Annotated in this window: 16 protein-coding genes and 1 tRNA gene; 5 read left to right on the forward strand and 12 right to left on the reverse strand. The window is 69.0% G+C overall.

The genetic code is table 11. From position 1 onward, the window contains the following. Positions 1-34 precede the first annotated feature (34 nt). Positions 35-898 (forward strand): cation diffusion facilitator family transporter, encoded by an 864-nt coding sequence (locus EZ242_RS02270; RefSeq protein ID WP_205960580.1) that lies wholly within the window; start codon positions 35-37, stop codon positions 896-898. 86 nt (positions 899-984) lie between these two features. On the opposite strand, the gene EZ242_RS02275 is transcribed toward EZ242_RS02270, so the two are convergent. After that, positions 985-1,314 carry a DUF4148 domain-containing protein gene (locus EZ242_RS02275; RefSeq protein ID WP_135283478.1) on the reverse strand — a complete coding sequence of 110 codons (330 nt, stop codon included), beginning with the start codon at positions 1,312-1,314 and terminating at the stop codon, positions 985-987. Positions 1,315-1,466: 152 nt separating this feature from the next. Here EZ242_RS02275 and EZ242_RS02280 point away from each other — a divergent pair, with 152 nt between their 5' ends. From EZ242_RS02280 to EZ242_RS02290, 3 genes are read left to right on the forward strand one after another with little or no spacing between them, the layout of a single operon-like run. Then, positions 1,467-2,144, forward strand: coding sequence for a heavy metal response regulator transcription factor (locus EZ242_RS02280; RefSeq protein WP_135283479.1), 678 nt, complete (start codon positions 1,467-1,469; stop codon positions 2,142-2,144). 2 nt (positions 2,145-2,146) lie between these two features. Beyond that, positions 2,147-3,607 carry a heavy metal sensor histidine kinase gene (locus EZ242_RS02285; RefSeq protein ID WP_240786980.1) on the forward strand — a complete coding sequence of 487 codons (1,461 nt, stop codon included), beginning with the start codon at positions 2,147-2,149 and terminating at the stop codon, positions 3,605-3,607. Between the two features lie 19 nt (positions 3,608-3,626). Continuing rightward, positions 3,627-3,845 carry a hypothetical protein gene (locus EZ242_RS02290; RefSeq protein ID WP_135283481.1) on the forward strand — a complete coding sequence of 73 codons (219 nt, stop codon included), beginning with the start codon at positions 3,627-3,629 and terminating at the stop codon, positions 3,843-3,845. Positions 3,846-3,885: 40 nt separating this feature from the next. Here EZ242_RS02290 and EZ242_RS02295 read toward each other — a convergent pair whose 3' ends face one another. Genes EZ242_RS02295 through EZ242_RS02305 form a run of 3 tightly spaced genes read right to left on the reverse strand, consistent with a single transcriptional unit; the run spans position 3,886 to position 7,047 of the window. Next, complete coding sequence (locus EZ242_RS02295; protein WP_135283482.1) at positions 3,886-4,368, reverse strand: hypothetical protein; 483 nt, start codon at positions 4,366-4,368, stop codon at positions 3,886-3,888. Beyond that, the gene (gene lspA / locus EZ242_RS02300) at positions 4,365-4,931 is read right to left on the reverse strand and encodes a signal peptidase II (RefSeq protein ID WP_240786956.1); all 567 of its coding nucleotides are present in this window, start codon (positions 4,929-4,931) and stop codon (positions 4,365-4,367) included. Before lspA ends, EZ242_RS02295 begins: the two co-directional genes overlap by 4 nt. Before the next feature lies 1 nt (position 4,932). Beyond that, positions 4,933-7,047 (reverse strand): heavy metal translocating P-type ATPase, encoded by a 2,115-nt coding sequence (locus EZ242_RS02305; protein ID WP_135283484.1) that lies wholly within the window; start codon positions 7,045-7,047, stop codon positions 4,933-4,935. A gap of 290 nt (positions 7,048-7,337) precedes the next feature. On the opposite strand from EZ242_RS02305, the gene cadR reads away from it, so the two are divergent. Continuing rightward, complete coding sequence (cadR, locus tag EZ242_RS02310; protein WP_135283485.1) at positions 7,338-7,787, forward strand: Cd(II)/Pb(II)-responsive transcriptional regulator; 450 nt, start codon at positions 7,338-7,340, stop codon at positions 7,785-7,787. 343 nt (positions 7,788-8,130) lie between these two features. On the opposite strand, the gene EZ242_RS02315 is transcribed toward cadR, so the two are convergent. The 8 genes from EZ242_RS02315 to nirB all read right to left on the reverse strand — a co-directional run bounded on the left by EZ242_RS02315 (position 8,131) and on the right by nirB (position 18,723). Next, a complete protein-coding gene (locus EZ242_RS02315; protein WP_135283486.1) occupies positions 8,131-9,045 on the reverse strand; it encodes a DNA-binding protein in 915 nt (304 codons plus the stop codon). Between the two features lie 67 nt (positions 9,046-9,112). After that, a complete protein-coding gene (locus EZ242_RS02320; protein WP_167784620.1) occupies positions 9,113-11,038 on the reverse strand; it encodes a site-specific integrase in 1,926 nt (641 codons plus the stop codon). Between the two features lie 128 nt (positions 11,039-11,166). Then, positions 11,167-11,242: transfer RNA gene (locus EZ242_RS02325), tRNA-Ala, on the reverse strand. A 52-nt stretch (positions 11,243-11,294) separates the two neighbouring features. Continuing rightward, a complete protein-coding gene (gene cobA, locus EZ242_RS02330; protein ID WP_135283488.1) occupies positions 11,295-12,068 on the reverse strand; it encodes a uroporphyrinogen-III C-methyltransferase in 774 nt (257 codons plus the stop codon). Then, on the reverse strand, positions 12,065-12,970 hold the full coding sequence (ybiB, locus tag EZ242_RS02335; protein ID WP_135283489.1) for a DNA-binding protein YbiB: 906 nt from the start codon (positions 12,968-12,970) through the stop codon (positions 12,065-12,067). Before ybiB ends, cobA begins: the two co-directional genes overlap by 4 nt. An 11-nt stretch (positions 12,971-12,981) precedes the next feature. Next, on the reverse strand, positions 12,982-15,756 hold the full coding sequence (locus tag EZ242_RS02340) for a nitrate reductase (RefSeq protein WP_135283490.1): 2,775 nt from the start codon (positions 15,754-15,756) through the stop codon (positions 12,982-12,984). Between the two features lie 127 nt (positions 15,757-15,883). Further along, the gene (nirD, locus tag EZ242_RS02345; RefSeq protein ID WP_135283491.1) at positions 15,884-16,285 is read right to left on the reverse strand and encodes a nitrite reductase small subunit NirD; all 402 of its coding nucleotides are present in this window, start codon (positions 16,283-16,285) and stop codon (positions 15,884-15,886) included. Continuing rightward, positions 16,282-18,723 (reverse strand): nitrite reductase large subunit NirB, encoded by a 2,442-nt coding sequence (gene nirB, locus EZ242_RS02350; protein ID WP_135283492.1) that lies wholly within the window; start codon positions 18,721-18,723, stop codon positions 16,282-16,284. Before nirB ends, nirD begins: the two co-directional genes overlap by 4 nt. Positions 18,724-18,796 lie beyond the last annotated feature (73 nt).

An 18,796-nucleotide genomic window follows, 5' to 3' on the forward strand; every position in this document is an offset into this window, starting at 1 on the left:
CGCGCACGTCCACGGCGGCGGCGGCAACCTGGCCGTGGCCTTCGCCCTCAATCTCGCCTTCACGCTCATCGAGTTCGCGGGGGGACTCTGGACCAACAGCATCGCGATCCTCTCGGACGCCGTGCACGACCTGGGCGATTCGATCTCGCTGGGCCTTGCGTGGCATTTCGACCGCGTGGCGCGCAAGGGGCGCACGCCTCGGAACACCTACGGCTACCGGCGCTACGCGCTGCTCGGAGGCCTGATCACCGCGTTCGTCCTGGTGATCGGCATCTCCTTCGTGCTCTGGAATGCCGCGGGGCGCCTGTTCGACCCGCAGCCGGTGAACGCGCAGGGGATGATGGTTCTGGCGGTTCTCGGCGTCGCCTTCAATGGAGCCGCGGTGCTGCGCGTGCGCAAGGGCTCGTCGCTGACCGAGCGCGTGGTCAGCTGGCACCTCTTGGAGGACACGCTGGGCTGGGTCGCGGTCCTCGTCGGCGCGGGCGTCATGAGCGTGTGGAACTTGCCGATCATCGATCCGCTGCTCTCGATCGGCATCTCGCTCTTCGTGCTGTTCAACGTCGCGCGCACGCTGCGGCAGTTTTTCTGGGTCTTCTTGCAGCGCGCGCCGGCGGGCTTCGACGTGGAGGAGTTCGAGCGCGAGGCGCGGCTCATCCCAGGGGTCGCCGAGGCGCGCCACACCCACAGCTGGTCGATCGACGGCCAGAGCCATGTGCTGACCACCCACCTCGCGATGAAGCCGGACGCTTCGCCCGAGCAGATCTCGGGAGCGAAGGCGGCCACCCGGGCTTTGCTCGACGCGGAGGCCTTCGAGCACGTCACCATCGAGATCGACGCCGCCGGCGAGGAGGCGGGCCACCGGGGCACGAAGGAAGCGAAAGAGGAGGGCGGCCAATGACGCGCCGACGCGAGGCGCATGAGCGCGTGGAGAAGCCCCGCCGCCCGGGCGCGCGCGGGGTTTTCGCACGGCGCGCCGCGTCGGCGTCAATCCATGGACACCGGCGCGCCCACGCGCCGGGCGTTCCACGTCGGGTGCATCTGGGCGCGCAGCAGCTCGGCCTCCACCTCGGCGCGCGAGAGCTTGGACTGGAAGCTCGTCGGCGACGCGCCGACGCGCAGCTGCGCCCAGCTCGGGTGGGCCTTGGCGGCCATGAGCTCGGCGCGCACCTGCTCGCGGGTGAGGCCTTGCGACGCGTGATCGGGGTGGACCGTGTAGCCCATTTCGGTGTTCGCCCCGTGGATCACTTGGCCGGCGAAGGCGGGAGCAGCGGCGGCGAGGCAAGCGAAGGTGGCGAGAAGGGTCTTGGCTTTCATGGAAATCTCCTTGGTGGTTGCGCGCGGCGCCGCGAATCGCGCTTGCGATCTGCGCGCCGCGAATCCAAGTTTGCGAAACCGACGCGGACAGGAAGCGAACAAGAGGATTACAAGCGCGCAATGTCGAGCCAGGCGGGCGGGAGGCGCGCGCCATGAAGCTGCTGGTGGTCGAGGACGAGCCCAAGCTGAGCGCCTATCTCTCGAAGGGATTGGGCGAGCAGGGGTTCGTCGTCGACGTCGCGCGCGACGGCATCGACGGCAGGCACTTGGCCGTGGAGGGCGACTACGACTTGGTGTTGCTCGACGCGATGCTGCCGGGGATCGACGGCTTCGCGGTGCTCTCCGCGATCCGCAAGGCCAAGGACACGCCGGTGCTGATGCTCACGGCCCGCGACAGCGTAGAGGACCGGGTCCGCGGGCTGCGCGCCGGCGCCGACGACTACTTGGCCAAGCCGTTCGCGTTCTCCGAGCTTCTCGCTCGCGTCGACGCCCTGCTGCGCCGCGTCGGAAACGGGCGCCTCGAGCGGAGCTCCCATCGCTTGGCCGATCTCGAAGTGGATCTGATCAAGCGCAAAGCTTCCCGGGCGGGGCGGCGGCTCGACCTGACCGCCAAAGAGTTCGCCTTGCTCGCGCTTCTGCTGCGCCGGCGCGGCGAGATCCTCTCGCGGACTGTTTTGGCGGAGCAGGTCTGGGACATGAACTTCGACAGCGACACCAACGTCGTGGATGTCGCGGTGAGGCGCTTGCGCGCCAAGTTGGACGACCCGTTCGAAACGAAGCTGCTGCACACGGCTCGGGGCATGGGCTACGTGTTGGAGGAGCGCGCGTGACGATGCAAGCGAAGCCTCATTCGTTGCGATGGAGGCTCTCGTGGCTTTTCGCCGCGTTGACGATGCTCGGCTTCGGGGCGCTGAGCGGGGCCATCTACGCGGCCTCGGCGTCGCACTTGGCTCGCAAGGCGGAGGCGGAGCTCGGTCGGAAAGTGGCGCTGGTCAGCGGCCTGGTCCAAGAGGCCGCGAGCACCGGGGACGAGGCGGCCATGCGCCACAAGCTGGCCGAGTTCTTCGCCGCCCACGACGACATGCGCGTCACGCTGTTCGGCGCCGACGGGGCGGTGGCGTTCCAAAGCTCCGGCGATCCACGGCGCGCGCCGCATCTGGCGGCGAGGTTCGACGCTCCGGCGGGCGCGCTCGGCGGCCGCGTCGCCTCGGGCTCGATCCAGATGGACCGAACGCAGGACGAGGAGCTGCTGTCCGGATTGGCCTGGCTTCTAGTGGCGGCCACCTTCGTCGGCTCGCTGTCGGTCTGCGCATCCGCTTTCTGGCTCACGCGCCGAACCATGCTCCCGCTGTTCGACCTGGCGCGGCAAACGCGCGAACTCGGCGCCGAGCGGCTGTCAGGCGCGCGACTGTCGATGGAGCGCTCCGTCGAAGAGCTCATGCCGTGGGTCGACGAGTTCAACGCGCTGCTGTCGCGGCTCGACGGCGCCTACCGGCAACTCGAGGCTTTCAACGCCGACGTGGCGCACGAGCTGCGCACCCCGTTGACGACCCTGATGGGGCAGACCGAGGTGGCGTTGAGGCGGCCGAGATCCCCCGAAGCGTTGCGCTCCGTCCTGGAATCGAACTTGGAGGAGCTCCAGCGCCTGTCGGGGATCGTCAACGACATGCTTTTTCTCGCGCGCGCCGACGGCGGAGAGATCGCGCGCGCCTCGCCTCCGGCGTCCCTTCGAGAGCAGGCGATCACGGCGGTCGAATTCCACGAGGCCGCGCTGGCCGAGGCCGGATTGGAGGCGCGCGTCGATGGCGACGCGCTCGCGAGCTTCGACGCCGGCCTCGTGCGGCGGGCGCTGTCGAATCTTCTGGGAAACGCCATCCGGCATTCGGACGAGGGCTCGACGATCGCGTTGCGCGTGGACGCCGGCGCCGGCTGCCCGCGAGTCAGCGTGTCCAACCCCGGCGCGCCGATCCCTCCGGACGCGCTGCGCCGGATGTTCGACCGCTTCTACCGCGGGGAAGAGCCGCGGTCGGGGGGCTGCGGGCGCCACGGCCTGGGGCTGGCGATCGTCGCGGCCATCGCGGGCATGCATGGCGGGCGCGCTTTCGCCACCAGCGCAGGCGGCGTCACCACGGTTGGATTCACCATCGGGGCGGCCGCGCGCAAGCACGACGCCGATTCGAGGCGAACAGCCCGTCGCGATCTGGGCGAGCCCACCGGAGAGGGCGAAGCTCGGCGCGCCGCCCTAGCAGAGTTCGAGGGTGGCCAGCCTGGCGTCGCTGGCGTCGCCAATTGATGCGAGGAAGGACCGTCCGATGCGCCCAGGGTTGGTGAGCTACGAGGTGGGGGTGGTGCTCTTGATCGTCTGGCTCGCCGTCGTAGGCGCCGTGGTCGTGGGCTACTTCCTGCTGCGAGGCTGGCGCGGGCGCCATCCCGCGAAGAAGGCGCCCCGCGAGAAGTCTTACAGCGAGAAGCTGGTGCGGCGGCTCGCGCGGCGCCGCCAGCGCGAAGCGTGGGGATCTAGAAAGCCCTAGGCGCGTCGGCGGCGCCTTGCCCGAGGGCCCATGCGAGCTTCTACGCGCCGCCTCCGGCGGAAACGGGCCGGCGCTCGGCGAGCAGCTTTCGCCAGCGCCACTGTCTGTGGCGGTAGAAGAGGCTGGCGAAGGCCCAGACGAAAGGCGTCCTCCATCCGGCTTCGATCGACACGCGGTCCCGGTAGACGCAATCGCGTCCCGCGTCCTGGATCGTGATCAAATGATCCCAGCGGGCGACAAGCGCGCTGTGGCCGTCGTCGCGCAACGCGAAGATCCCCGCCGGGCTCGCGGGATACGAGATGACGATCGCTTGCTTGCCCATCGGAATCCATCCAAAGAGCGACAACCGCACCCAGTAAGTCCCCGGCTCCCATATCCGCGGCAGCTCGGGGGGCGACGCCGCCCGGAACTTCACTAAAGGCGCCGCCACGCGCAGCAGCTGATCGGAGGTCTTCGCCAACGCGACCACCTCGGCCGCGCGCGCCGGCAACCGGGTCTCAAGCTCCACGATCCATGCTTTCATGTCGGCTCCCGCCTGCCTGCCCGCTCCGCCCCGGACGCGGAAGGCTGCGCGCCCGAGGGTTTGAAGGAACTGGCCACCAGGCAAGCCGCGCCCAGGCAGATGGCGACGTCGGCGACGTTGAAAGCCGGCCAATGCCAGCCGGCCCAGTGGAAGTCCAGGAAGTCGGTGACCGCGCCGAAGGCGAGCCGGTCGATGGCGTTGCCAACGGCGCCGCCCAGGATCATGCTGTAGGCGAAGGCATCGAGGCGCGCGCGCTTGGCGCTCAGCATCCAAGCGAGGAGCGCCGAAACCACGAGCGCGAGAGCGACGAAGAAGTGACGCTGCCAGCCGCCGGCGTCCGCGAGGAAACTGAACGCGGCGCCCGCGTTCCTCGCGGAGACGAGGTTGAAGAAGGGCGCGAGCGGCGTCGACTCGCCTTCGACCATCCGGGCGCGCACCAAGGCTTTGGTGGCAAAGTCGGCCGCCAGAGCGCAGGCGGACAGCGCCAGCCAAGGAAGAGCGGTGCGCGGCCGCTCGGACAAAGCCGCCGAGCTTCGCGTCGCGAGCGCGTCGTGGGCGTCCACGTCACGCACCCCCGCGCTCGTCGGAGCGCTGGCCGCCGAGAAGCCGCAAGCCGTTGGCCACCACCAGCAAGCTCGCGCCCATGTCGGCGAAGACGGCCATCCACATGCTCGCGTCGCCGAACACGGCCCAGGCGAGGAACACGGACTTGACGCCCAGGGCGAAGGCGATGTTCTGCCACAAAATGGCGTGGGTCCTGCGCGAGAGGCTCACCGTCTCGGCGACGCGGCGCAGGTCGTCGTTCATGATGACGACGTCGGCCGCCTCCATGGCCGTGTCGGTGCCGGCCGCGCCCATGGCGAATCCGACGTCGGCCTGGGCGAGCGCCGGCGCGTCGTTGATGCCGTCGCCGGTCATGCCCACCGCCCCGTAGCGCTTCTGCATGTCGCGGATGGCGTCGAGCTTGGCTTCCGGCAGCAGGTCGCCGCGCGCGTCGCCGATGCCGGCCTCCTTGGCGATCGACCGCGCGGTCGCCTGGTTGTCGCCGGTGAGCATGACGGAGGCCACGCCCAGCTTGGCGAGGTCCGATATGGCGGTCCGCGAGCTCTCCTTGATGGTGTCGGCCACCGCGAACAAACCCAGGACTCCAGAGGCGCCGGCGAGCATCGTGATCGTGCGGCCTTGCGACTCGTGGCGCGAGAGCTCGGCTTCGAGCTCGGGGCCGCAGAGCCCGCGCTCGTGCATCACGCGGTGGTTGCCAAGCAAGAGACGCTCGCCCTCGACGGAGCCTTCGACCCCGCGCCCGGCCAGGGCGTTGAAGTCGTCGACCGAGGGGACTTCAAGCGCGATCCCCGCGGCGATCGCCTTCGACACGGGATGGTCCGAGCGCGAGGCCAGCGCCGCCGCCAGGCGCTTGGCGCGGCCCTCGTCGGCGCCGCCCCAGGCCTTGAAGTCGACCAGGCGCGGTTTGCCCTCGGTGATGGTGCCGGTCTTGTCGAGAGCTACGGCTTTGAGCAGGCGCGCTTGCTCAAGGAAGGTGCCCCCCTTGACAAGAATGCCGCGGCGAGCCGCGGCCGACAGTCCGCTGACCACCGTCACCGGCGTCGAGATCACCAGCGCGCAGGGGCAGGCGATCACGAGCAGCACGAGCGCCTTGTAGATGGATTCCAGCCACGCGGCGCCGGCGAGCCAAGGCAGCAGGACGGCGGTGGCCACCGCGATCGCGAAGACGGCGGGCGTGTAGACCGCGGCGAAGCGGTCGACGAAGCGCTGGGTGGGCGCGCGCGCGCCTTGCGCCTGCTCGACGGCATGGATGATGCGCGCGAGCGTCGTGTTGGCCGAGGCGGCCGACACCCGGAATTCGATCTCGCCGGTCTCGTTGATCGTCCCGGCGAAGACCTGGTCGCCCGGCGACTTGTCCACCGGGATGCTCTCGCCGGTGATCGGCGCCTGGTTCACGGCGCTCTCGCCCCTGATCACGACCCCGTCGAGCGCGACGCGCTCGCCGGGGCGCGCGCGCACGATCGCGCCCACCGCGATCTCAGCCGCGGGCCTCTCCGCCCAGGACCCGTCGGCAGATAGCGTCAAGGCCTTCTCGGGAGCCATGTCGAGCAGGTCCTTGATGGAGTTCCTGGCGCGGTCGACCGCGCGCGCCTCGATGAGCTCGGCGATGGCGTAGAGCGCCATGACCATGGCGGCCTCCGGCCATTCGCCGATGAAGAAGGCGCCGGTGACCGCCACCGACATCAGCGCGTTGATGTTGAGCTTGCCGCGGAACAGGGCGGCCATGCCCTTCTTGTAGACGTCGAGTCCCGACAGCCAGATGGCGACGGCGGCCAGAGCCATCCCCGCGATCTTCCAAGGCAGAGCCTCGGGAGCCAGGAACGACACGGCCTCCGCGCCGACGGCGAAAGCCAGCGCGAAGCCCAGGCGCTTGGCCCCGGCCTCCGGCTCGTGGCCATGGTCGTCCGCCGCTCCCGTCCGCGCGGCAAGCTCAGGCGCGTCGAGCGGCTGCGGGTCGAAGCCCGCCTTGCGGATGGCGTCCAAGGCCGGAGCGAAGGCCGCCGCGTCGGCGTCGATGCGCAGCTGCCGGGCCCCGAGCTGGAACCCCAGCGAGCGCACCCCGGCGACCTTTTCCAACGCGCGGCGAATCTCGGACTCCTCGGAGCTGCAATCCATCGTCGGTATGCGGTAGAGCCGAGCGGCAGCCGAGCCAGGGGCGTCCGGAGCAACTCTTGGGGACGTCTCGCCGCGGCAGGATCTCGCCGCTGCGCTTGGCGGCGCCGCCTCGCAGCAGGGGTCCGGCTTGGATGGCGCGCAGCAAACGACGGGCTGTGAGGGCGCGCAGCACGCGTCGACTTTGACCGAGGGTTGGCTTCTTGCTTTCATGCTCCAATTGGAAAGCTTATAGCCGCTACAGAGTCAAGCGGCGCAGCCGGCCGCCAGGCCGGGGTTGGACAGGAGCGAACATGAAGATCGGAGACTTGGCAAAAGCCACCGGCACCCAGGCGGAGACCATCCGCTACTACGAGCGCGAGGGGCTCTTGCCCGAGCCCGCGCGTACGGAGTCGAACTACCGGCGCTATGGCGACGAGCACCTGCGCCGACTCGCGTTCATTCGCCGGTGCCGATCGCTCGACATGACGCTCGACGAGATTCGCGCGCTGCTGCGCTTCAAGGAGGATCCGTCGGCGCATTGCGTCGAGGTCAACGAGCTCATCGACGAGCACATGGAGCACGTGGCTGAGCGCATTCGCGAGTTGAAGAAGCTGCAAGCCGAGCTGCGCGAGCTGCGGTCCCAGTGCGACGCCGCGGGCGCTTCTTGCGGCATCCTCGATACGCTGGACAGAGGGGCCAGAGGCGCCTCGAAGGGCCGAGGGGCGCAGCGCAGCCACGTCGGCAGCTCGCACCGACACTGAGGGTGACCCTCCTCCGGCTCGCCTGGCCCGGGCCGCTGCGAGGATAGCGCCGCGCCCGCGCCGAAGGCGACCAGGAGCGCGGGAATCGCGCAGCACACCAGGTACTCGACGTGGCGAACAGTGTCTCCACCGCGCTCCACAGGCCGGCGCGCGTTTGGGCGACTCCGTCGTCCATCACTTCTTCCCGCTCTTGTCGGCGGCCTTCAACTCAACCGACTGCGTGGACGCCTCCATCTTCACGACGTCGTAGCAGGCGTCGACGAAGCCATGAGGGCTGCTTTCGGTAGGAGCGGGCGTTCTCGAGTCAGCCTGAAAACGGCTGGCCCGGGGGGGCGGGCCGGAGTCAGCTGGTCTTGGATTGCGCCGTCTTCTGGTTGCGAGATTGCAGGCCGCCGGTCGCGAGCTCGCTCGCGCCGTCTTTGATTTTCCTGTTGTGCTCCACGCACGTGGACGCGGCGAGGGTGGCGCTCATAGTCGCGAGGGTCGCGGCGAGCTGCTGCGCGCTGGAATGCCCTTTAGCCACCTCTTCGCGCAATTGAGCAGTCTCACGCTGAAGTGTGCCCTCGCGGGCCTCCGCCTGCTGCGCGCGCTCGGTCGCGGCCACGGTGCGAGCCTCTGAGACTGCGGCAGACTGCTGGGCAGCAGCGAGGGCCTCACGGGCTTCTTTTAACTGATCCTGAGCGGCCGCGAGTGCCTTCTCCAGGCCGCCGATCGAGTCGATGCGAATCTGGGCGCGAACAAGTTCTTGCCTCAGGCCCTCAGCGGCTGCCCTCTCGCTAGCAGACTTGGTCTCGCTGGCCTGCATTGCGGCACGGCAGTCGTTGCGAAGTGTTTCAATCTCTTGCGCCCGTTCGGCGAGCTGCCCTCGCTGCTGCTGCACCTGTGCCTGGCAGGCTTCCAGTTGCGCCTGCAGCTGCGTGATACGGAGCTCCAGCAGCTGGCCGTTCTCTGTGAGGGTTTGCACGTTCTCCTCCGCCTCCGCCGCGCGCACTTCGGCAGCCTGGGCGGCATTTGTAGCGAGCGAGACCATCTGCTGCGCGATCAGCCGCGCGATCGAGGGATCCAGCATGATCTCTTCACGGGCGACAGCAGGCTGCTTTCCCTTCCACACCTTGATCAGGGGCGCGACCTCGTTTGGGGATGCCCCGCCGAGCCGCGCCCTCACTGCATTCACTGTCGGCTTGAGGCCTTCTTTGGTGAGTTCTGCGCATGCCTTGGCCACACTGTCTTCCGTAACCTTCTTGACCGTGATCGTCACCGTTTCCATCCTGAGACTCCCATGTTGCCGATAACGCCTGCCGTTATCCCGTTATTCCGTTATCCCTTCAGGCGTGCACAACGCCATCCTTATCGGCGACCGTCATGCGCATCCGCGCATATCCGTTCTTGCGGGACAGCTGCTGCTCTCTCGCGCACTGTTCCCGCAGCTTGAGCACTTCGGCCCAAGTCGGAAACTGCACGCCAAAATCGAGTTGCTCCAGCAGCTTGGCGATGCGTTCCGCGGGGTACGCGGGGCCTTCGTCGCCTTCCATGTAGGATTCTTCGAGCTCGGTGCCCGTGGAGTGGCCCAGGTACCTCTGGATGTCCTCCAGCTGCATGCCCAGGCGATCCAGGTGCTGTGCGCAGGTGGCCCTGAGGCTGTGACCTACCTTCCTGCGTTTCTGCCAGACGCCGGCGGTCTTTAGCAGCTCCAGCGTGTGTTCGGATGGTTTACGGCCGTAGCCAGACTTCGCCTCCCACTTCAAGCCGAAGAACAGCGGTCCGGGAACCTTGCCGACCAATTCCCTGCGGTGTTGCACGAAATCCAGGAACCCCATCTTGATCAGCTGCGGCGCGACGGGAATGACACGCCGCGATGCGGTGTTCTTCAAGCGGCGGTACTCCTCCTCCGTCCGTGCTTTGCTCAAGGCCCCGCCCGTATGGGCTTCGTTATCTTCGTCTTCAGGCGAATCGTCCACGAATGAGATGCATGGGACGCCGCAGATGTAGATGATGTCGCTCGTGAGCAGCTGGGCGATTTCGCTGACACGCGCCGCGCTGTAGATGCGAAGGGGATCGATCCAGTGCTTCCAGTCGCATTCAATCGCTCCCTGGAGGTATGCCTCGGATACATACGTCCTGCGCATCTCCTCTCGCGTCAGGCCGACGGCACCTGCCTTGCCCTTCTTGAATTTCTTCTTGGCCTTGCTCACGCGCGCATCTGCGTCCTTCAGCTGAATCGTGAATTCGTCGAGCAATGCCTCGTTGATCCAGCCCTTCTTTTTAAGGAACCGCACGCACGGAAGCGCGTGCCGAAGCTTCTTCGCGACGTTCTCGGTGCTCTGCGGCCTGGCGCGCTCTGCGATCGCCCGCCGAATCACCTCTTTGGCTTCGATGCCGTCATTGCGCTTGCCTTGGCGTTGCGGCATGAGCTTCATCTGTTCGTGAAGCTGCACGAAATGCCGTCGCGTCAGGTCCGCCAAGCGGATGTCGAGCTTCGACGGCGTGATCGTGCCGTCTTCCTGGGCAACATCGCGGCGGGTGTCGCCGAGCAGTTCGACGAATTGGCGAAAGCTCGGCTCATAGGAGTAGATCCAGGTGGTGTCCGAGAAGGTCACTCCGCCCTCCGCGCGCCAGCGCAGGATGGCTTCGCTGAGCCACTCGGGCTTGTCACTGTGATCTGCGCTGGGCTCTGGTGACTGGGCGCCAGTATCTGACGTCCCCGTTGATTCCTGATCGACATGATCAGAGCGCGTCTCGGGCGCAATGGTCGTAGTCTGTTCGACAGCTGCCGGCTCGGGCGGCAGCTGGGTGGCCCTGTTCGCCGCTGGAGCAGCAAACTGCTCGATCACGCGCGTGTAGAGCCGGATGGTTTCGAGCTGCGCCCCGGGGTAGAGCTCCATGCTCACGGCCCCGTCGACCCACTCGATCCGAAACCCCTGTTTGGGCTGCCCCTGCGCTGCCCCGTTTGTTCCCAGCATGGCATCACCTTTCTGTTCCAAGCTGGTTACCAATTCTCGGCACATTTCGCGCGCACTTCGCAAGGCCTGGCATCGATCGGACGTTTTTGTTGAGCGCCGCAGCTCGCCTGGCAGTTCGGGGTGAAGTGCGCGCACGTGCGCCGGAATCACGAGCCGCATGTGGTATACGCCCGCGGGCGTGCGCGTGAGATGGCTGGCGGCGGAGCGCGGACGCCATGGGCGAGCAGCGCCTGGCGTCGCGGCTTGAGGCGCCTGGATCGCGGGATCAGCAGCAGCTTCGGAGTTGGACATGCCTGTCCAAGAAGCGAGCGAAGTTGGAGTCACGGCAGGTCCTTTCTTGGACGAACTTGGATGACGTTCGTCGAAGTGGCTGCCGGAAAAAGAAAAAGGCCTTGTAGAACAAGGCCTTAGGAACATTGTGGTGGAGAGGAGGAGGATCGAACTCCCGACCTTCGCATTGCGAACGCGACGCTCTCCCAGCTGAGCTACCCCCCCACAAACGAGCGCAATTCTAGCAGCAAGATTCCCGCACCCTGCGCGCGCAGGCTCAGCCGGCGGCGCTGCGGCGGGCTTGCTCGCTGGCAGCGGCTATGCCAGTGAGCACGTCGCCCACCACGATGACGGCCGGACTGGCGAGCCCGTCGCGGGCGACAGTGGCGGCGAGCTGGCCCAGCGGCGTGGTGACCTGCCGCTGCTGCGGCAGGCTGGCGTGCTGGATGACGGCCGCCGGGGTGCTGGCAGGCAGCCCGCGCAGCAGGCCCTGCTGGATGGTGTCTACACCGCTCACGCCCATGTAGATGACCAGCGTGAGCCGGGCCTGGCGAGCGGTGGTGGCGAGGGCCGCCCAGTCGATGCCCTCGTCGCCCGGCTTGGCGTGGCCAGTGACGAAGACGACGCCGTGCGCATGGTCGCGGTGCGTGAGCGGCACGCCCAGCGAGCTCACGGCCGCGAGGCCCGCGGTGATGCCGTTGACCACGTGCACCTCCACGCCGGCTTCGCGCAGGTGTTCCAGCTCCTCGCCGCCGCGGCCGAAGACGAAGGGGTCGCCGCCCTTGAGGCGCACGACCTGCTCGCCTTCGTGCGCGGCGGTGATCATGAGCCGCTCGATGAAGGACTGCGGGGTGCTGCGGCAGCCGCCGCGCTTGCCCACGTGCACGATGCGTGCGCCGGGCGCCGCATAGGCGAGCACGCCGTCGCTGACCAGGTCGTCCACCAGCAGCACGGTGGCCTGTTGAATGGCTTTGACGGCCTTGAGCGTGAGCAGTTCGGGGTCGCCGGGACCGGCGCCGACCAGGGTGACCTTGCCGCGTGAATGCATCATGCCGAGGCCAGACGCAAGATGTGTTCCACCTGCACCTGCACCGACTCGGGCACCGGCCGCTCGCCCGCGAGCACGGCGCGGATGTAGTCGGCCGTGGCCTGCGGGTCGGTGCCCGGGGGCAGCTCGGGCAGCAGGTCCAGCGTGCCCTTGCGGCCCGCCTCCAGGGCGATGCGCTCGCCGCGCACGAAGCCGTCCATGGCCGGCAGCCGGCGCGCGTCGGCCACGACCTCGCCCTCGGTGCCGCGCAGCAGCAGCGCGGTGGCGCGTACGCGCTGGAACACCTCGGCCATGGAGACCGCGTACTCGGGATGGGTGTAGCTGCTGACGATGACCGCCGCGCCCTCGCAGGGGTTCATCAGCTTGACCAGGCTGTGCGCCGAGTTGCGCAGGCCGATGGTGCGGCGCACCTCCAGCAGGCGCTTGAGGCCGGGGCACAGCTGCTCGGTGGCGATGAAGGCGAGCTCGCCCGTCCGCACGGCCGTGGGGGCGCTGCGCTGAGCGATGTCCAGCGCATCCAGCACGGCGGCGACGGCCACGCGCCGGTCTTCGGTGGCCGTGCCGTGGATCAGGACGGGAAGGCCCCGCCGCGCCAGCAGCAGGCCCAGCAGGGGGGTGAGCACCGGCAGCTTGCGCGCGCCGTTGTAGCTGGGGATGACGACCACGGGCCGCTCGGCGGCGGGCACGCGCACCATGCGCTCGGCCGTGGCGTCCAGGAAGCCAGCCATCTCCTCGGGCGTCTCGCCCTTGGTGCGCATGGCGATGCAGAAGGCGCCCAGTTCCAGGTCGGTCACGGTGCCGTCGAGCACCTGCCCGAAGAGGTCCGCCGCCTGATCGCGCGTGAGCGGGCGGGCGCCTTGCTTGCCCCGGCCGATCTCGCGGATGTAGTGACTGATGCTGCCCATTGCGCCCATTGTCAAGGATGGTTCATGACTTCCGGCGATAAGCTGATTTCTGTCCCGACCAGGCGCTTGAGTTCGGGAATGCAGGAGCCGCAGTTGGTGCCGCAGCGCAGCTCGCCTTGCAGCTGGGCCAGGCGCGCCGGGGCGTCGCCCTGGCAGCGGGCCAGCGCGCCCCGGATGGCGGCCTCGTCCACATCGAAGCAGGTGCAGACCTGGGCCGAGCGCGCGGGCAGGTTCGCGGGGGCCGTGGCGCCCGGGGCGAGCAGCAGGCGGCCGAAGGCCTGGGCCGGGGCGCCGCTTCGCAGCAGCTCGGCGATCCAGGCCTGCGAGCGGGTGTCGCCGGCGAGCAGGAAGCCTTCCAGCCGCGCCTGCCCGCCGTCCCGCGCGAGGCGCACGACGCGGCGCTGACCCTGGCGCGCGTCCTCGTAGCGCAAGGCGTCCCGCAGGCCGAGCACCGCTTCGAGCTCGTCCAGCAGCGCGGCCGGGGGCGCCTCGAAGGCCGCCGCGCGGAACAGCAGGCCGCTGCGCTCGTGGCCGAAGGGCACGCAGGTGGCGAAGGGAAAGCGCGTCATGAGCGCCTGCAGGCGCGTGCGGCCGGGCGTGGCCTCATCCGGTGGCAGCCAGGCCGTGCCCAGCAGGGTCCAGGGCAGCTCGGCCCGCACGATCTTCACCGCGGCGTGCTTGAGCTCCGGCTGCTTCGAGCCCGGGCAATGGTCCGAGGTGGTGAGCGCATTGACGCCCGCGATGGGGCGGCCGTCCTGGCCCATGCCGCCGAGGAACTCGCTGCCCCAGTGCATGCCCATGAAGGCCTGCGACAGGCCCACGGAGTCGCTGGCGGCGACCGGCACGATGACGCTAGCGCGGCGTGAGGTGAGCTGCAGCAGCTCGCCGTCCTTCCAGCCGCGGCGTTCCATGTCCTGCGGATGCAGCTGCACCACCGGCTCGGGCACGTGGCCGAAGAGGCGGCCCAGCGTGCCCGTGCGGCTCATGCCATGCCACTGGTCGCGCAGCCGCCCGGTGATGAGCGAGAAGGGATAGCGCGACTCGCGCGCCTCGGCCAGTGGCTTGTAGCCCACGTCCGCGAATCGGGCGCGGCCGTCGGCCGTGGGGAAGACGCCGTCCTCGTAGAGGCGGGCGCGGCCCTCGCGGGCGCCTTCGGGCAGGGGCCATTGCTGCGGCGCTTCGTCCAAGCGGGCGTAGCTCAGGCCCGTGATGTCCAGGTCGCGTCCCCGCGTGGACTCGCGGTGCTCCATCCAGATGGACTCGGGCGTCGCGTAGGGAAACAGGGTGGCGGCACCGGGGCGCAGTGCCGCTTCGAGCCGCTGCGCGAAGTCCACCGCGATGCGCCAGTCGTGCCGCGCCTCGCCCGCCGCGGCGACGGCGGGCCGCACGCGGCTGATGCGCCGCTCGCTGTTGGTGACGGTGCCGTCCTTCTCGCCCCAGGTGGAGGCGGGCAGCAGCAGGTCGGCGAACTCGCAGGTGGCGGTGGTGGCGAAGGCCTCCTGCACGACGACGAACTCGGCGCGTTCGAGCGCGCGGCGCACGGTGGCCTGGTCCGGCATGGACTGCGCGGGGTTGGTGCAGGCGATCCACAGCGCCTTGATCTCGCCGTCGGCGGCCGCCTGGAACATCTCCACCGCCGTCCTGCCGGGCCGCTCGGGCACGCAGGGAACGCCCCAGAGCGCGGCGACTTCGGCGCGATGCGTGGGGTTGGCGAGATCGCGGTGCGCGGACAGCAGGTTGGCCAGGCCGCCGACTTCGCGTCCGCCCATGGCGTTGGGCTGGCCGGTGAGCGAGAACGGCCCGGCGCCCGGCCGTCCGATCTGCGCTGTGGCCAGGTGCAGGTTGATCAGCGCCGCGTTCTTGGCCGTGCCGCTGGTGGACTGGTTCAGGCCCTGGCAATAGAGGCTCAGCGTGGCGGGCGAGGTGGCGAACCAGCGCGCGGCGGTGACCAGGTCTTCCTGCCGGAGGCCACACACGCGCGCGACCGCTTCGGGCGTGCATTCGCGCACGCGGGCCTTCAGCGCCTCGAAGCCGCTGGTGTGCCGCGCGATCCAGTCGGGCCGTGTCCAGCCCTCCCAGAGCATGATGTGCAGCAGGCCGTTGAACAGCATCACGTCCGTGCCAGGCTGCAGGGGCAGGTGCAGGTCCGCGGATTCCGCGGTGGCGGTGCGGCGCGGGTCGCAGACGATGACCTTCATGCCGGGCCGCTCGGCGCGGGCGTCCTCGATGCGGCGAAACAGCACCGGATGCGCCCAGGCGGCGTTGCTGCCCGCGATGAAGAGGCAGTCGGCGTGCCGCACGTCCTCGTAGCAGGCGGGCGGCGCGTCGGCGCCCAGCGTGAGCTTGTAGCCGGCCACCGCGCTGCTCATGCAAAGCCGCGAGTTGGTGTCGATGTTGTTGGTGCCGACCAGGCCCTTGGCCAGCTTGTTGAAGACGTAGTAGTCCTCGGTGAGGAGCTGGCCGGAGACGTAGAAGCCGACGGCGTCGGGGCCGTGTTCGCGGACGGTTGACGCGAACTGCTGCGCCGCATGGTCCAGCGCCTCGTCCCAGCCCACGCGCCGCAGCGCCTCGCCGCGCGTGCTGCGCAACTGCGGGTGCAGCAGGCGCGCATGCTGGGTGATGGCCTGCGAGGCCGTCAGGTGCAGGGTCGAGCCCTTGGTGCACAGGCGCCCGAAGTTGGCGGGGTGCTCGGGGTCGCCGCGCACGTTGGTGATGCGGCCGTCCTCGGTGTCGATGAGGACGCCGCAGCCGACCCCACAATAAGGGCAGGTGGAGCGGGTGGTCATGGCTTGTGCGCAGGGGCTTCGACAGGCTCAGCCCGAATGGAGCAGGGTGGTGCGCCCCGAACCTGACCCCGTTCGCCCTGAGCTTGTCGAAGGGCTGCGACGGGAGCGGAAGCGAAGCGTCGCCGCGTCATCGCGTGACAACCGCCATCCGCCGCGCCGGCCCCGCCACCGGCGCCACCACATCCACCGCCACGCTGGCCAGTTCCACCGCGCTCAAATACACCGCCCCGTCCTCCACGCGCACCGAAAACCGTGGCGTGCAGCCCTCGTCGGGCGCCTGCGCGCAGCCGTCGTCCAGGCCGATGGACCAGTTGTGCAGCGGGCAGGCCACGCGCGTGCCGAAGACGATGCCCTGCGAGAGCGGACCGCCCTTGTGCGGGCAGCGGTCCAGGAGGGCAAAGACCTGGCCTGCGTCATTGCGGAACACCGCCACGTCCATGCCGCGCGCGCGCTCGACGCGGCGCGAGCCCAGCACGGGGATGTCCTCGACGCGGCACACCAGCGTCCAGTCGTTCAGGTTCATGTTCATGCCTTCACCGCCTCGATCTTGTGGAACTGGCGGGTGTCCACCCGCGCCTTGTCGAACTCGAACCAGGGGTCGGGCTCGCCATCCAGCGAGAACTGCAGCCGCTCCCACAGGGCCTTGCGGCCTTCGTGGTCCTCCAGGATCTTCTGCTTGACGTAGTCCAGGCCCACGCGCGAGACGTAGTGCACCGTGCGCTCCAGGTACCAGCCCTCCTCGCGATACAGCTGCAGGAAGGCGCCGCTGTACTCCAGCACCTCGTCGGCGGTCTTGAGCTTGCACAGGAACTGCGCCACCTCGGTCTTGATGCCGCCGTTGCCCGCCACGTAGATCTCCCAGCCGGAATCGACGCCGATCACGCCCACGTCCTTGATGCCGGCCTCCGCGCAGTTGCGGGGGCACCCGGACACGGCGAGCTTGACCTTGTGCGGCGCGTACATGCGCCAGAGGGCCCGCTCCAGGTCCTTGCCCATCTGGGTGGAGTCCTGCGTGCCGAAGCGGCACCACTCGCTGCCCACGCAGGTCTTCACCGTGCGCAAGCCCTTGGCGTAGGCATGGCCCGAGGGCATGCCGATGTCGCGCCAGACGGCGGGCAGGTCCTCCTTCTTCACGCCCAGCAGGTCGATGCGCTGGCCGCCCGTGACCTTCACCGTGGGGATCTTGTACTTGTCCACCGCGTCCGCGATGCGGCGCAGTTCGTCGGCCGTGGTCTCGCCGCCCCACATGCGCGGCACCACGGAGTAGGTGCCGTCCTTCTGGATGTTGGCGTGCGCACGCTCGTTGATGAAGCGGCTCTGCGGGTCGTCCAGCGCTTCCTTGGGCCAGGTGGAGATCAGGTAGTAGTTGAGGGCCGGCCGGCAGGTGGCGCAGCCGTTGGGCGTGCGCCATTCCAGGAAGCGCTGGGTGTCGGCGATGGTCAGGAGCTTGTTCGCGCGGATGGCCTCGCGCACGTCCTGGTGCGAGTGGTCCGTGCAGCCGCACACCGCCTTCTTGCGCGGTGTGGCGGAGTAGTCGCCACCGGCCGTGAACATGATGATCTGCTCCACGAGGCCCGTGCAGGAGCCGCAGCTCGCGCTGGCCTTGGTGTGCTTGCGCACCTCGTCCAGGGTGAACAGGCCCTTGTCCTTGATGGCCTTGCAGATCGCGCCCTTGTTCACGCCGTTGCAGCCGCAGACTTCCGCGTCGTCGGCCATGGCGGCGGCCTTGCTGTGGCCCTCGTGGCCCACGTCGCCCAGGTTCGATTCGCCGAACATCAGCTTGTCGCGGATGTCGCCGATGGGGCGGCCCTCGCGCAGCAGCTTGAAGTACCAGCTGCCGTCCACCGTGTCGCCGTAGAGGCATGCGCCCACCAGCTTGTCGTCCTTGATGACCAGCTTCTTGTAGACGCCGCCGAAGGGATCGGACATGACGATCGCCTCGGTGCCGTCACCGCCCATGAAGTCACCCGCCGAGAACAGGTCGATGCCCGTGACCTTGAGCTTGGTGGAGGTGAGCGAGCCGCCGTAGCGGCCGATGCCGAACTGCGCCAGGTGGTTGGCCGCCACCTTGGCCTGCTCGAAGAGCGGCGCGACCAGGCCGTAGGCCACGCCCCGGTGCGCCGCGCACTCGCCCACGGCATAGATGCGCGCGTCGGTCACGGTCTGCAGGGTGTCGGTGACCACGATGCCGCGCTGGCAATGCAGGCGCATGCGCTCGGCCAGTTCGGTGTTGGGGCGGATGCCCACGCACATGACCACCAGGTCGGCCGGCACTTCGCGGCCGTCCTTGAAGCGCACTGCCTTGACGCGGCCGTCCTCGCCGCCGAGCAGGGCCTCGGTGTGCGCGCCGATGAGGAAGTCGAGCCCGCGCTCCGTGAGCGACTGCTGCAGCAGCCGGGCGGCGGTGGCGTCGAGCTGGCGCTCCATCAGCCAGTCGTTCACGTGCACCACGGTGACCTGCATGCCGCGCAGCTTCAGGCCGTTGGCCGCCTCCAGCCCGAGCAGGCCGCCGCCGATGACCACGGCATGGCGATGCGTGCGCGCCGCCTCGATCATGGCCTCGGTGTCGGCGATATCGCGGTAGGCGATCACGCCTTCCAGCTCCCGGCCCGGCACGGGGAGGATGAAGGGGTTGGAGCCGGTGGCCATGAGGAGGCGGTCGTAGGTCTCCTCGGTGCCGTCCTCGGCGCGCACGATGCGGCGCACGCGGTCCACCTCCACCACCTTCCTGCCCGCGTGCAGGCGGATGCCGTTGTCCTCGTACCAGGCGAGAGGGTTGAGGATGATGTCCTGGACGGTCTGCTCGCCCGCGAGCACCGGGGACAGCAGGATGCGGTTGTAGTTGGGGTGCGGCTCGGCGCCGAAGACGCTGATGTCGTACAGGTCGGGTGCGAGCTTGAGCAACTCCTCCAGCGTGCGCACGCCGGCCATGCCGTTGCCGACCATCACGAGCTTCATCTTTTTCATGGGTGGGTTCCTGCGAGGGATTGCGAAAGCTCCCTCCCCCTCTGGGGGAGGGTTGGGGTGGGGGCCCGCGCCG

The organism is Ramlibacter rhizophilus, assembly GCF_004681965.1.
Taxonomy (GTDB): Bacteria; Pseudomonadota; Gammaproteobacteria; order Burkholderiales; family Burkholderiaceae_C; genus Ramlibacter; species Ramlibacter rhizophilus.